Consider the following 13,686-nt stretch of genomic DNA (forward strand, 5'->3'; position numbering starts at 1 on the left):
CTGGTGCGGTGCTGAGCATCGACCGGTCGATCATCGACGCGATCGTCGCCCACGCGCGCCGGGACCACCCCGACGAGGCGTGCGGCGTCGTCGCCGGTGCCGTCGGCAGCGACACCCCGACCCGGCACATCCCGATGGACAATGCCGCGCGCTCGATGACCTTCTACGAGTTCGACTCGATGGAGCATCTGCGCGTCTGGCGGGAGATGGACGACCGCGACGAGGAACCCGTGGTCATCTACCACTCGCACACCGCCACCGAGGCGTACCCGTCGCGTACCGACGTCTCCTTCGCCGGCGAGCCGAACGCGCACTACCTGCTCGTCTCGACCCGTGAGCCCGACTCGGAGGAGATCCGCTCGTTCCGGATCGTCGACGGCGTGGTGACCGAGGAGCCGGTCCGGATCGTGGAGGCCGGGGTCGACCCGCATGCCGTGCAGTCCTACATGTTCGGGCAGAGCCCGGCGACGGTCGACTACGAGTGTTCCGGCCGCTGACCCGTCAGCGTCCGCACCCGTTTCCTCCCGTCACCGTTGGCACACCCGATCAAGGAGCACGACATCATGGCCATCGAAGTTCGTATCCCCACCATCCTGCGTAGCTACACCGGCGGCGCCAAGGTCGTCGAGGGCGCCGGCGACACCCTGGCCGACCTGCTCACCGACCTGGACTCCCGGCACGCCGGGCTGCGCGGTCGGCTGGTCACCGACGCCGGGGCGCTGCACCGCTTCGTCAACGTCTACGTCAACGACGAGGACGTACGCTTCCTCGGCGCGCTCGACGCCAAGCTCTCCGACGGCGACAGCGTCACCATCCTCCCGGCCGTGGCCGGCGGCGCGTTCGGCTTCGCGGCGGCAGCCGCGATCAGCTCGCACAGCGCGGCGGCAGCCGCGATCAGCTCGCACAGCGCCAGCCGGGACAGTGTCAGCCGGGACAGCGCCGCCGCGGTCCGCGACGCCGTCGCCGCTCACTGAGGGCGGCCGTCGTGGCGCGGTACGACAGCCTGCTCGACGCGTGCGGAGGTACGCCCCTGGTGGGGCTACCCCGGCTCTCCCCGACGGTGCCCGACGGCGCGCCGCCGGTGCGGCTCTGGGCCAAGCTGGAGGACCGGAACCCGACGGGCAGCATCAAGGACCGCGCGGCGTTGTTCATGGTTCGCGCGGCGGAGGAGGCCGGCCGGCTCCGGGCGGGTGACACCATCCTGGAGCCGACCAGCGGCAACACCGGTATCTCGTTGGCCATGGTGGCGAAGCTGCGCGGGTATCGGCTGGTCTGCGTGATGCCCGAGAACGTCTCCACCGAGCGGGTCCAGTTGCTCCGCATGTACGGGGCGGAAATCATCTTCTCGGAGGCGGCGGGCGGCTCCAACCAGGCCGTCGCGACGGCCAAGCAGATCGCCGCCGAGCACCCCGACTGGGTGATGCTCTACCAGTACGGCAACGAGGCCAACGCGCGGGCGCACTACGAGACGACCGGCCCGGAGCTGCTGCACGACCTGCCCACCATCACGCACTTCGTGGCCGGGCTGGGCACCACCGGCACCCTGATGGGTACCGGGCGCTACCTGCGCGAGAAGGTCGAGGGCATCCAGGTCGTGGCGGCCGAGCCGCGCTACGGCGAGCTGGTCTACGGGCTGCGCAACATCGACGAGGGGTACGTGCCGGAGCTGTACGACGCCTCGGTGCTGTCCCGCCGTTTCTCGGTCGGTACGCGGGACGCGGTGCTGCGCACCCGTCAGCTGGTGGAGGTGGAGGGCATCTTCGCCGGGTTCTCCACCGGCGCGATCCTGCACGCCGCGCTGGCGGTGGCCCACGAGGCGGTCCGCGCGGGCCGGCGTGCCGACGTGGCGTTCGTGGTCTGTGACGGCGGCTGGAAGTACCTGTCCACGGGTGCGTACGGCGGCACGCTCAGCGATGCCGAGGACGCCCTCGAGGGTCAGCTCTGGGCCTGAGGGCCGGTATCTCGGGCGAACGGGCCGTCGACGTGCGCGTCGACGGCCCGTACCGCGTCCGGGCTCGCTGTGAGCAGGTGTCACGTTAGTGACAACTTCCAACGGATGATTCTTGTCCTCGGGTACCCCAGCGTAGGCTGCGCAGCGTGGCGTACGCGTCGGTAGAGATCATGGCCGGTACGACCGCCGGCAGCGACACTACTGACAGTGACAGTGAGAAAACCCGATGCGACTGACCGTCCTTGGGTGTGCCGGCAGCTTCCCCGGCCCCGAGTCACCGTGCTCCGCCTACCTCGTCGAGGCGGACGGCTTCCGTCTCCTGGTCGACTTCGGTTCGGGCTCGTTGTCGAGCCTCCAGCGCTACGTGGGGCTGCACGCCCCGGACGCGATCCTGCTGACCCACCTGCACTGTGACCACATCCTCGATGCGGTGACGTACGTGGTGGTCCGCCGGTACGCCCCCGAGGGCCCCTATCCGGCGCTGCCGGTGTACGCCCCGGCCGGCGCCCCGGACCGGCTCAGCGCCGCCTACGGCGACGACGGCACGGTGGACGACGTCTACCAGTTCTACGCCCTCCAGCCCGGCACGTTCCCGATCGGGCCGTTCACGGTCACCGTCGACCGGGTCAACCATCCCGTCGAGACGTACGGCGTGCGGCTGGAGCACGACGGCCGGTCGCTGTGCTACTCGTCGGACACCGCTCCCTGCGACGCGCTGCTGCGGCTGGCCCAGAACGCCGACGTGTTCCTGTGCGAGGCCAGCTACCTGGACGGCGTCGACAATCCTCCGGACCTGCACCTGACCGGGCGCGAGGCGGGTGAGATGGCGACCAAGGCGGCGGTGGGTCGGCTGCTCCTCACCCACCTGGTCGCCGCCTGGGGCAGCGAGGCGCACACCCTGGAGTCGGCGGCCGGCGCGTACTCCGGGCCGCTCGAAGTGGTCCGAGCGGGCGCCAGCTACGACATCTGACCGCGTCGCGGCCACCCGGCGCGTCGTCGACGGCCCGGTGTTGTGCCGTACTGTTCGCCGGCCGGTCAGCGGCCGGTCGTCTGGCGCACCCGTGACACCCGCACGGTGTGCACATGCGGATCGCCATCGTGACCGAGTCGTTCCCGCCGGACGTCAACGGCGTCGCGCACTCCGTGGTGCGCACGGCCGAGCACCTGCTGGCCCGGGGCCACGAGCCGGTCGTCATCGCACCCGCGCCGGCCGGGGCCGACCGGCGGCGCGTCGACCGCCTGCCCTACCCGGTGGTGCGGATCCCCAGCGTGCCGTTGCCCCGCTACCAGGGCTTCCGGCTGGGCGTGCCGACGGGCACCCGGCTGGCCGGGGCACTGCTGTCGGCGGCTCCGGACGTGGTGCACCTGGCGAGCCCGTTCGTGCTCGGCGCTCGGGCGGCAACCCTCGCCGACCGGTACCGGCTGCCGATGGTGGCGGTCTACCAGACCGACGTGGCGGCCTACGCCCGGGCGTACCGGGTGAGCTGGGGTGAGGCGGCCGCGTGGCGGCGACTCCGGGAGATCCACAACCTGGCCCAGCGGACGCTCGCGCCGTCGACCCGGGCCGCCGCCGACCTGATCGCCAACGGGGTGCAGCGGATCTGGTTGTGGGGCCGGGGAGTCGACGCCGTCCGGTTCGACCCGGCCAAGCGCTGCGCCGACCTGCGGCGTCGGCTGGCCCCGGGCGGGGAGCTGCTGGTCGGCTACGTGGGCCGGTTGGCCCCGGAGAAGCGGGTGGAGCTGTTGGCGGCGACGTCCCGGCTGCCGGGCGTACGGGTGGTGGTGGTCGGCGACGGCCCGGCCCGCCGTCAGCTCGAGCGGGCGTTGCCGGGGGTCACCTTCCTGGGGGTACGGCACGGCGAGGACCTGGCGCGGCTCTACGCCAGCCTGGACGTGTTCGCGCACACCGGGCCGCACGAGACGTTCGGCCAGACCGTGCAGGAGGCGTTGGCGTCCGGGGTGCCGGTGGTGGCCCCGGCCAGCGGCGGACCGGTCGACCTGGTCGACTCGGGCCGGACCGGGTTGCTGGTCCCGCCCGGCGACGGGGACGCCCTGGCCGCCGCCGTGGCCGAGCTGGCCGGGGACACCGACCGGCGGCGGGCGTACGGGGTGGCGGCCCGGGCCGCGGTGCGTCGGCGTAGCTGGGCGGCCGTCGGCGACGAGCTGGTCGGGCATTATTCCGCGGTACGCGCCGGCGCCGCCACCGTCGGCCTGCCGGCCGCGTCGTGACGGCGTCGGGGCTGCGGATCGTCCGGCTCGCGAACTTTGTCACCGAGCGCTCCGGCGGCCTGCGTACCGCGCTGCGGCACCTGGGCGAGGGGTACCGCGCGGCGGGGCACGATCCGGTGCTGGTGGTGCCCGGTCGACGCGGCGCCCACGAGTGGCATCCGTGGGGTCGGGTCGTCACCCTGCCCGGCCCGGAGCTGCCGGGCACGGGTGGGTACCGGCTGCTGGCCGGCCGGCGGCGGCTGGCGCGGGTGCTCACCGAGCTGGCACCGGACCGGCTGGAGGTGTCCGACCGGTCGTCGCTGCGCTGGACGGGGGCCTGGGCCAGGGCGCACGGGGTGCCGTCGGTGATGGTCTCGCACGAGTCGCTGACCGGGCTGCTCGGCCAGTGGGGGGTGCCGGACGTGCTGCGCCGGCCGACCGCCGACCGGCTCAACCGGGCCACCAGCCGGGCGTACGACCGGATCGTCTGCACGACCCGCTGGGCGGCCGAGGAGTTCGCGCGCATCGGGGCCGACAACGTCCGGCTGGTGCCGCTCGGGGTGGACCTGGACACCTTCCGCCCGGACCGGGCCGACCCGCGACTGCGGGAACGCTACGCCGACCCGACCGAACTGCTGCTCGTACACTGCGCCCGGTTGTCTCCGGAGAAGCGGCCGGAACTGGCGGTCGACGCCCTCGCCGAGCTGCGCCGGGCCGGCGTGCCGGCGGTGCTCGTGCTGGCCGGGGACGGCCCGCTGCGCGCGTCGCTGGCCCGCCGGGCGGCCGGCCTGCCGGTGACCTTCACCGGCTTCCTGCCCGACCGCGCCGCGGTGGCCGCGCTGCTGGCCAGCGCGGACGTGGTGCTGGCACCCGGCCCGGTGGAGACCTTCGGCCTGGCCGGGCTGGAGGCGCTGGCCTGCGGCACGCCGGTGGTGGTGAACGCCGCGAGCGCGTTGCCCGAGGTGGTCGGCGCGGCGGGGCTGGCCGGGTACGGCTCCGGGGCGTCGCTGGCCGAGGCCGTGCGGCGCCTCGTGGCCCGCCCGGAGGCGCAGCGACGGCGGGCCGCCCGGGCGCGGGCCGAGGAGTTCGGCTGGCCCGCGGCGGTCGCCGGGTTCCTGGCGGCACACGACGCGGACGTGCCGCAGGGCACCCGGGGCGAGGTGGATCGCCGCACCGCATAGGGTGCAGGCATGGCGCGACCTGACGGGCGAGGGCCCTCTCAACTCCGACCGGTGACGCTGACCCGAGGCTGGAGCACCCACCCGGAGGGGTCGGTGCTCGTCGAGTTCGGCGGCACCCGGGTGCTCTGCACGGCGAGCGTCACCGAGGGCGTGCCCCGCTGGCGCAAGGGCTCCGGGCTCGGCTGGGTGACGGCCGAGTACGCGATGCTGCCCCGGGCCACCAACACCCGCTCCGACCGGGAGAGCGTCAAGGGCCGCGTCGGTGGCCGTACCCACGAAATCTCCCGCCTGATCGGCCGCAGCCTGCGCGCCTGCATCGACCTCAAGGCGCTCGGCGAGAACTCGATCGTGCTCGACTGTGACGTGTTGCAGGCCGACGGCGGCACCCGGACCGCGGCGATCACCGGCGCGTACGTGGCGCTGCACGACGCGGTGGGCTGGCTGGCCGCCCGCAAGGCCCTCGCCGGCAAGCCGGAGAAGGTCATGCACCGCTCGGTGGCCGCCGTCAGCGTCGGGATCATCGCCGGTGAGGCCCGCCTGGACCTCTGCTACGAAGAGGACGTGGCCGCCGAGGTGGACATGAACGTGGTGTGCACCGGCGCGGGTGACTTCGTCGAGGTGCAGGGCACCGGTGAGGCGGGCGTGTTCGCCCGGGACCAGCTCGACAGCCTGCTCGACCTGGCCGTGGCCGGGTGCGCCGAGTTGGCCGAAGCCCAGCGAAAGGTACTGGCATGAACAAGGTCCTGCTGGCCACCCGGAACCGCAAGAAGCTCATGGAGCTGCAGCGGATCCTGGACGGCGCGCTCGGCGCGCACCGGATCGCACTGCTCGGCCTCGATGACGTCGAGGAGTACCCGGAGCTGCCCGAGACCGGCCTCACCTTCGGCGAGAACGCGCTGATCAAGGCGCGGGAGGGCTGCCGGCGTACCGGCCTGCCGACGATCGCCGACGACTCGGGCATCGCGGTGGACGCGCTGAACGGCATGCCGGGGGTGTTCAGCGCCCGGTGGGCCGGCAAGCACGGCGACGACCAGGCCAACCTCCAACTCGTGCTGGACCAGATCGCCGACGTGCCGGACGAGCACCGGGCGGCGTCCTTCGTCTGCACGGTGGCGCTGGTGCTGCCCGGCGGCAAGGAGCACCTGGTCGACGGCCGGCAGCCCGGTCGGGTGCTGCGCGCGCCGCGCGGCGACGGCGGGTTCGGTTACGACCCCATCTTCCTGGGTGACGGTCAGGACCGGACCAACGCCGAGCTGACCCCGGCCGAGAAGGACGCGGTCAGCCACCGGGGCAAGGCGCTCCGGGAGCTGGCCAAGCTGGTCGCCAAGGTGCTGCCGCCCGCCGCCTGACGGGCGCGCGGTGCTGCCGCCCGCCGCCTGACCCGCGGCGGACGACAGCGACCCGTGGAGGTCAGCCCAGCGGGCCGACCTCCCGCTCGATGGCGGCGCGCAGCTCGGGCCCGGCGACGACGGCCCGGGCCGCCTCCAGCACCGGGGCGAGGAACACGTCCGGACCGGGGTCGCCGGCCGCCGCACCGAGGGCGGCCACGGCGGCCCGGCCGGCCGGCGACGGCACCAGCGGTTCGCGCAGCTGCAGACCTCGTACGCCGGCCAGCAACTCGACCGCGAGCAGGCTGGTCAGGTTGTCCAGCACGGTCCGCAGCTTCTTCGCGCCCGCCCAGCCCATCGAAACGTGGTCCTCCTGCATGCCACTGGTGGGCAGCGAGTCCACCGACGCGGGCGCGGCCAGCCGCCGGTTCTCCGCGACGATCCCGGCCGCCGTGTACTGGGCGATCATCAGGCCCGAGTTGACCCCGGCGTCGGGGGAGAGGAACGCCGGCAGTTCCCGCGAGCGGGTGACGTCCAACAGCCGATCCACCCGCCGCTCGGCGATCGCGCCCACCTCGGCGGCGGCGATGGCGAGGAAGTCGGCGGCGAAGCCCAGCGGCGCGCCGTGGAAGTTACCGGTCGACTCCACCCGCCCGTCCGGCAGCACCACCGGGTTGTCCACGACCGACACCAGCTCCCGGCCCGCGACCGTACGCACGAAGTCCAGCGTGTCGCGGGCCGCGCCGGCCACCTGCGGCGCGCAGCGCATCGAGTACGCGTCCTGCACGGCGTGCGCCAGGTCGTCGCGGTGCGAGTCCATCACCCGCGAGTCCTGCAACAGCCGGTGGATGTTCGCCGCCGACGCCGCCTGGCCGGGGTGCGGTCGGATGGCGTGCAGTTCGGGCAGGAACGGCCGCTCCGAACCGAGCATCGCCTCGATGGCCAGCGCGGCGGTCACGTCCGCCATCGCGAAGAGGTGCGCCGCGTCGTGGATGGCCAGCAGCAGCATGCCGAGCATGCCGTCGGTGCCGTTGATCAGCGCCAGCCCCTCCTTGGCGGCCAGCTCGATCGGCTCGAGACCGTTGGCGGCCAGCACGTCGGCCGCGTCCTGCCGCTCGCCGCCCGGGCCGAGCACCCAGCCCTCACCGAGCAGCACCAGCGCGCAGTGCGCCAGCGGCGCCAGGTCACCGGACGCGCCCAGCGAGCCGTGCTCCGGCACCCACGGGGTGATGTCGTGGTTGAGCAGGTCGACGAGGGCCTCCGCGACCAGCGGCCGGACCCCGGAGCGGCCCAGGGCGAGCGAGCGTACGCGCAGCAGCATCATGGCGCGGACCACCTCGCGCGGCATCGGTGCGCCCACCCCGGCGGCGTGCGAGCGGATCAGCGCGTGTTGCAGCTCGGCCCGCCGCTGCGGGGCGACGAAGGTGTTCGCCAGCGCCCCGAAGCCGGTCGACACCCCGTACACCGGTCGTCCGGCCGCTTCGATGCCGTCCACGATCGCGCGGTTGGTCGCCATCGCGTCCCGGGCGGCCGGGTCGAGGACCACGGTGGCGGTGCCGCGGGCCACCGCGAGCACGTCGTCGGGACAGATGCCGGTGGGCTGGATGGTCACGTGCGTCATTGCGGCACTCCGTTGCGAATTACCTGGCGAATCAGGGGGACACCGGGCCGGTAGGCCAGGTGCAGGTGGGACGGCGCGTCCAGGACGATCAGGTCGGCCCGCGCGCCGGGGGTGAGGACACCGATGTCGTCGCGGCGCAGCGCCCGCGCGCCACCGGCGGTGGCGGCCCAGACCGCCTCCGCCGGGGTCATCCGCATCTCGCGGACCGCGAGGGCGATGCAGAAGGGCATCGACGAGGTGTACGACGAACCGGGGTTGCAGTCCGTCGCGAGCGCCACGGTCACCCCGGCGTCGAGCAGCCGGCGCGCGTCCGGGTACGGCGAGCGGGTGGAGAACTCCGCGCCCGGCAGCAGGGTGGCGACGGTGCGGGTCCCGAACCCGTCGCTGTGGGCCGTACCGGCCAGCGCCTCGACGTCGGCGTCGCTCAGGTGGGTGCAGTGGTCGACGCTGGCCGCGCCCAGCTCCACCCCGAGCTGCACGCCCGGTCCGGGGCCGAGCTGGTTGGCGTGCAGCCGTACGCCCAGCCCGACCGCCTGCCCGCAGGCGAGGATGGCGCGGGCGTGGTCCACGTCGAAGGCGCCCCGCTCGCAGAACACGTCGATCCACTTCGCGTACGGCGCGGCGGCGGCCAGCATCGGTCCGCAGACCAGCCCGACGTAGTCGTCCGGCCGGTCGGCGTACTCGGCGGGGACCACGTGCGCGCCCAGGAAGGTGGTCTCGGGGCTGGTCTCGGCGGCGATCCGCAGTGAGCGGGCCTCGTCGGCGACGCTCAGCCCGTACCCACTCTTGATCTCCATGGTCGTGGTGCCCTGGTGCAGCGCCTCCCCGCGCAGCCGGCGCACGGTGGCCCGCAGTTCGTCGTCGGTGGCGGCCCGGGTCGCGCCCACGGTGGTCCGGATGCCGCCGCCGGTGTACGGCTCGCCGGCCATCCGTGCGGCGAACTCGGCGGCCCGGTCCCCGGCGAAGACCAGGTGCGCGTGGCTGTCCACGAAGCCCGGCAGTACGGCGGCCCCGCCGACGTCGATCCGGTGGTCGGCGGCCGGCGCGTACGCGGCCGGCCCGACCCAGGCCACCCGGTCCTCCTCGACGAGCACGGCCGCCTTGCGGCGGATGCCCAGCGGGTCCGCGCCGATGCCGTTGGTGACCAGCTCCCCGATGTTGTGGACGAGCAGGCTGCTCATGAGGGCGTCACCGCCTCGATCGACGCCGACAGCTCGGCCGGCACGTCGACGCTCAGGTGCCGGCCCTCGGCCACCACCACCCGGCCGTCCACCACGACCTGGTCGACGTCCGCCGCGCCGGCCGCGAAGAACACCCCCACCGGCGGTACGCCGGCGGTGCGGGCGCTGTCCAGCCGTACCGTCACCAGATCGGCGCGGGCGCCGACGGCGATCCGCCCGGCGTCGGCCCAACCCAGCGCGGTGTGCCCGGCGGCGGTGGCGGTGGCGAACAGGTCGACCGGGGCGAAGTGGCCGCGGCGGCGGCTGCGCAGCCGTTCGTCCAGCTCCACGGCGCGGGCCTCCTCGAACATGTCGACCACGGCGTGACTGTCGCTGCCCAGGCTCAGCCGGATACCCGCGTCGGCCATCCGGCGGGCCGGGCCGATGCCGTCGGCGAGGTCCCGTTCGGTGGTGGGGCAGAGGCACACGCCGGTGCGGCTGTCGGCGAGCAGGGTCAGGTCGGCGCTGGTCGGATGGGTGGCGTGGACGGCGGTGGTGTCCGGCCCGAGCACTCCGTGGTCCGCGAGCAGCGCGGTGGGCGTACGCCCGTGCACAGCCCGGCACTCGTCGTTCTCGGCGGGCTGTTCGGAGAGGTGTACGTGCAGCGGGGCCTGCCGGTCGCGGGCCCAGTCGGCGACCGTGCGGAGCTGGTCGGCGGGGACCGCCCGCACCGAGTGCACGGCCGCACCGACCCGCACGTGCGCGTCGGTCGGTGCGAACGCCCCCGCCCGCCGCGCCCAGCCGGCCGCGTCGCCGTCGCCGAAGCGCCGCTGCGGCCCGGCGAGGGGCTGACCGTCCACGGTGGAGGTCAGGTAGCAGGTGTCCAGCAGGGTGAGCCGGACACCGGCGTGTGCGGCGGCCTCGACCAGCGCCGCGCCCATCGCGTTCGGGTCGTCGTACGCGCCGCCGTCGGGCCGGTGGTGCAGGTAGTGGAACTCGCCCACGCAGGTGATCCCGGCGAGCGCCATCTCGGCGTACACCGCCCGGGCCAGCGCCAGGTAGGTGTCCGGGTCGAGCCGGTCGGCGACCGCGTACATCCGGTCCCGCCAGGAGAAGAAGTCACCCCGCCCGTCGTGGGTGCGCCCACGCAGGGCCCGGTGGAAGGCGTGCGAGTGCACGTTGGCCAGGCCGGGCAGGGTCAGACCGGGCAGCGGCACGGCGTCGGCGTACACGTCGAGGCCGGCCGGCGGTCGGCTTCCGGGGGTCAGCGGTGTCACCGCACTGATCCGGCCGTCCTCGACCTCGATCAGCACGTCGGGCGTGGGCTCGGCGTGCGCCGGGAGCCAGGCGTACTCGGCCAGCCAGCGGGTGGGTTTCAGCGGCACGTCAGCTCCTCCAGCACGCGGGCCAGGGCGCGGATCCCCGCCGCGCAGTCGTCGTCGCTCGCGGCCTCGGCGGGGGAGTGCGACACCCCGGTCGGGTTCCGCACGAACAGCATCGCGGTGGGCAGGTGCGCCGCGAGCACCCCGGCGTCGTGTCCCGCGCCGGTGGGCAGCACCGGCGCGTCGAGCAGTCCCGCCAGCCGTCCGGCCAGGTCGTCGTCGAAGGCGACCAGCGGGGTCACCGACTCCTCGGTGAACCCCACCTCCGTGCCGTCGCGGCGGGCCCGTTCGGCGAGCTTGGCCCGGACCGCGTCGACCAGCCCGGTCAGCGTCTCCGGGTCGGCGGCGCGGGCGTCCAGCCAGCCGGTCACCTTCGACGGGATCGCGTTTGTGGCGTTGGGCTCGACGGCGACCCGGCCCACTGTGGCGTGCGCCCCGCGCAGCCGGGCCTCCTTGTTGGCGGCCAGCACCCCGAACGCGTAGGTGAGCATCGGGTCGCGGCGGTCGGCCATCCGCGTCGTACCCGCGTGGTTGCCCTCGCCGACCACGTCGAACCGCCAGCGGCCGTGCGGCCAGATGGCGCTGGCCACCCCGACCGGCGCGTCCGCGTCGACAAGCGCGCGGCCCTGCTCGACGTGCAGCTCCACGAATGCGGCGAACCGACCCAGCAGCTCCGGGCGGGCGCCCGCCGGCTGCCCGCCGAGCGCGTCGGCGAAGCTCACCCCGGCCGCGTCGCGCAGGCCGGCCGCGCGGTCGGCCGGCAGCACGCCGGTGAGCAGCCGCGACCCCAGGCAGGGTACGCCGAAACGCGCGCCCTCCTCCTCCACGAACGCGGCCACCACCAGCGGTCGGACCTCGGTGGCCCCGGCGGCGCGCAGCTCGTCCACGGCGAGGAACGCGCTGACGATGCCGAGCGGCCCGTCGTACGCCCCGCCGTGCGGCACCGAGTCGAAGTGGCTGCCGGTCAGCACGGCGTCCGTGCCCTCGGGGTCACCCCAGTGGGCGAACAGGTTGCCGTTGCCGTCCTCGGTGACCGGCAGGCCGCGCCGCTCGGCCTGGGCCCGGAACCAGGCCCGTAGCTGGAGTTCCGGCTCGGTCAACGCGTACCGCAGGTAGCCGCCGCTGTCGGCGTCCCGCCCGAGGAGCGCGATCTCGTTCCACGACGCCCGGAACCGGCCGGGCAGGTCATCGCTCACGGGTGCGTGCCCTCGGTCATGGGCACCCGGACGCCGGTGCGTTCGGCGACCTCGCGGGCGCTGTCGTAGCCGGCGTCGACGTGCCGGATGACGCCCATCGCCGGGTCGTTGGTGAGCACCCGTTCGATCTTCTGCCCGGCCAGGGCGGTGCCGTCGGCCACGCAGACCTGCCCGGCGTGGATGGACCGGCCGATGCCGACACCGCCGCCGTGGTGGATGGACACCCAGGACGCCCCGCTGGCGGTATTGACCAGCGCGTTCAGCAACGGCCAGTCGGCGATGGCGTCGGAGCCGTCGGCCATTCCCTCGGTCTCCCGGTAGGGACTCGCCACGCTGCCGGTGTCCAGGTGGTCGCGGCCGATCACCACCGGAGCGGAGAGCTCACCGGCGGCGACCATGTCGTTGAAGCGCACGCCCGCCCGGTCGCGCTCGCCCTGGCCGAGCCAGCAGATCCGGGCCGGCAGACCCTGGAACGCGACCCGCTCGCCGGCCAGCTTGATCCAGCGGGCCAGCGACTCGTTCTCCGGGAACAGGTCCAGGATGGCCCGGTCGGTGGCGGCGATGTCGGCCGGGTCGCCGGAGAGCGCCGCCCACCGGAACGGGCCCTTGCCCTCGCAGAACAGCGGCCGGATGTACGCGGGCACGAAGCCCGGGAAGTCGAACGCCCGCTGGTAGCCGCCGAGCTGCGCCTCACCCCGGATCGAGTTGCCGTAGTCGAAGACCTCGGCGCCGGCGTCGAGGAAGCCGACCATCGCCTCGACGTGCCGCGCCATCGACGCGCGGGCCCGGTCGGTGAACTCGGCGGGCTTCGCGGCGGCGTAGTCCCGGGCGTCGGCCAGTTCGACCCCCACCGGCAGGTACGCCAGCGGGTCGTGGGCGCTGGTCTGGTCGGTCACGATGTCGATCTCGACGCCCCGGATCAGCAGCTCCGGGAAGACCTCGGCGGCGTTGCCGACCACCCCGACGCTCAACGCGCGCCGGTCCCGCTTCGCCGCGCGGACCCGCGCGACCGCGTCGTCCAGGCTGTCGGCCACCTCGTCCAGGTACCGGTCGTGCACCCGGCGATCCAGCCGGGTCCGGTCGACGTCCACGATCAGGCAGACGCCGCCGTTCATGGTGACCGCCAAGGGCTGCGCGCCACCCATGCCGCCGCACCCGGCGGTGAGCGTCAATGTGCCCGCGAGGCTTCCCGCGAACCTCTTGGCGGCCACGGCGGCGAACGTCTCGTAGGTGCCCTGGAGGATGCCCTGGGTGCCGATGTAGATCCACGAGCCGGCCGTCATCTGCCCGTACATGGTCAGGCCGAGCTGTTCGAGGCGACGGAACTCGGGCCAGGTCGCCCAGTCGCCGACCAGGTTGGAGTTCGCCAGCAGCACCCGGGGCGCCCATTCGTGCGTCCGCAGCACACCGACCGGCCGCCCGGACTGCACCAGCATCGTCTCGTCCGCGCGCAGGTCGGTCAGCGTACGCACCAAGGCGTGGTACGACGGCCAGTCCCGCGCGGCCTTTCCGGTGCCGCCGTAGACCACCAGGTCGTCGGGGCGTTCGGCCACCTCCGGGTCGAGGTTGTTCATCAGCATCCGCAGGGCGGCCTCCTGCTGCCAGCCACGGGCGGTGAGCTGGCTGCCCCGTGCGGCACGAACGGGCTGGGTCATCTCC

General features: G+C 74.2%; 13 protein-coding genes. 8 read left to right on the top strand and 5 right to left on the bottom strand.

Annotation, left to right across the window (positions count from 1 at the left end; translation table 11 throughout):
- Positions 1 to 8: 8 nt before the first annotated feature.
- The 8 genes from ACN263_RS04480 to rdgB all read left to right on the top strand — a co-directional run bounded on the left by ACN263_RS04480 (position 9) and on the right by rdgB (position 6,689).
- On the top strand, positions 9 to 497 hold the full coding sequence (locus tag ACN263_RS04480; RefSeq protein ID WP_422738558.1) for a Mov34/MPN/PAD-1 family protein: 489 nt from the start codon (positions 9 to 11) through the stop codon (positions 495 to 497).
- Positions 498 to 563: 66 nt separating this feature from the next.
- Entirely contained in the window at positions 564 to 974 is a 411-nt protein-coding gene (locus ACN263_RS04485) for a MoaD/ThiS family protein (RefSeq protein ID WP_422738559.1), read from the top strand.
- 11 nt (positions 975 to 985) lie between these two features.
- Positions 986 to 1,951, top strand: a complete 966-nt coding sequence (locus ACN263_RS04490; RefSeq protein ID WP_422738560.1) for a PLP-dependent cysteine synthase family protein — start codon at positions 986 to 988, stop codon at positions 1,949 to 1,951.
- 226 nt (positions 1,952 to 2,177) lie between these two features.
- The gene (locus ACN263_RS04495) at positions 2,178 to 2,921 is read left to right on the top strand and encodes an MBL fold metallo-hydrolase (RefSeq protein WP_422738561.1); all 744 of its coding nucleotides are present in this window, start codon (positions 2,178 to 2,180) and stop codon (positions 2,919 to 2,921) included.
- Positions 2,922 to 3,034: 113 nt separating this feature from the next.
- A complete protein-coding gene (locus ACN263_RS04500) occupies positions 3,035 to 4,180 on the top strand; it encodes a glycosyltransferase family 4 protein (RefSeq protein ID WP_422738562.1) in 1,146 nt (381 codons plus the stop codon).
- Positions 4,177 to 5,340, top strand: a complete 1,164-nt coding sequence (locus ACN263_RS04505; RefSeq protein WP_422738563.1) for a glycosyltransferase — start codon at positions 4,177 to 4,179, stop codon at positions 5,338 to 5,340. The genes ACN263_RS04500 and ACN263_RS04505 overlap by 4 nt, the downstream gene beginning before the upstream one ends.
- A 9-nt stretch (positions 5,341 to 5,349) precedes the next feature.
- Complete coding sequence (gene rph, locus ACN263_RS04510) at positions 5,350 to 6,075, top strand: ribonuclease PH (RefSeq protein ID WP_422738564.1); 726 nt, start codon at positions 5,350 to 5,352, stop codon at positions 6,073 to 6,075.
- Positions 6,072 to 6,689 (top strand): RdgB/HAM1 family non-canonical purine NTP pyrophosphatase, encoded by a 618-nt coding sequence (gene rdgB, locus ACN263_RS04515; RefSeq protein WP_422738565.1) that lies wholly within the window; start codon positions 6,072 to 6,074, stop codon positions 6,687 to 6,689. Before rph ends, rdgB begins: the two co-directional genes overlap by 4 nt.
- Before the next feature lie 61 nt (positions 6,690 to 6,750).
- Here the strand turns inward: rdgB and hutH are convergent, their stop codons facing one another.
- Genes hutH through hutU form a run of 5 tightly spaced genes read right to left on the bottom strand, consistent with a single transcriptional unit; the run spans position 6,751 to position 13,682 of the window.
- On the bottom strand, positions 6,751 to 8,289 hold the full coding sequence (gene hutH / locus ACN263_RS04520) for a histidine ammonia-lyase (RefSeq protein WP_422738567.1): 1,539 nt from the start codon (positions 8,287 to 8,289) through the stop codon (positions 6,751 to 6,753).
- Complete coding sequence (hutI, locus tag ACN263_RS04525) at positions 8,286 to 9,470, bottom strand: imidazolonepropionase (protein WP_422738568.1); 1,185 nt, start codon at positions 9,468 to 9,470, stop codon at positions 8,286 to 8,288. Before hutI ends, hutH begins: the two co-directional genes overlap by 4 nt.
- Positions 9,467 to 10,828 (bottom strand): formimidoylglutamate deiminase, encoded by a 1,362-nt coding sequence (locus ACN263_RS04530; RefSeq protein WP_422740593.1) that lies wholly within the window; start codon positions 10,826 to 10,828, stop codon positions 9,467 to 9,469. Before ACN263_RS04530 ends, hutI begins: the two co-directional genes overlap by 4 nt.
- Positions 10,825 to 12,027 carry an allantoate amidohydrolase gene (locus ACN263_RS04535; protein ID WP_422738569.1) on the bottom strand — a complete coding sequence of 401 codons (1,203 nt, stop codon included), beginning with the start codon at positions 12,025 to 12,027 and terminating at the stop codon, positions 10,825 to 10,827. Before ACN263_RS04535 ends, ACN263_RS04530 begins: the two co-directional genes overlap by 4 nt.
- The gene (gene hutU / locus ACN263_RS04540; RefSeq protein ID WP_422738570.1) at positions 12,024 to 13,682 is read right to left on the bottom strand and encodes a urocanate hydratase; all 1,659 of its coding nucleotides are present in this window, start codon (positions 13,680 to 13,682) and stop codon (positions 12,024 to 12,026) included. Before hutU ends, ACN263_RS04535 begins: the two co-directional genes overlap by 4 nt.
- Positions 13,683 to 13,686 lie beyond the last annotated feature (4 nt).

Origin of the sequence: Micromonospora sp. WMMD729 (genome assembly GCF_049315225.1) — a bacterium.
Classification (GTDB): Bacteria; Actinomycetota; Actinomycetes; order Mycobacteriales; family Micromonosporaceae; genus Micromonospora.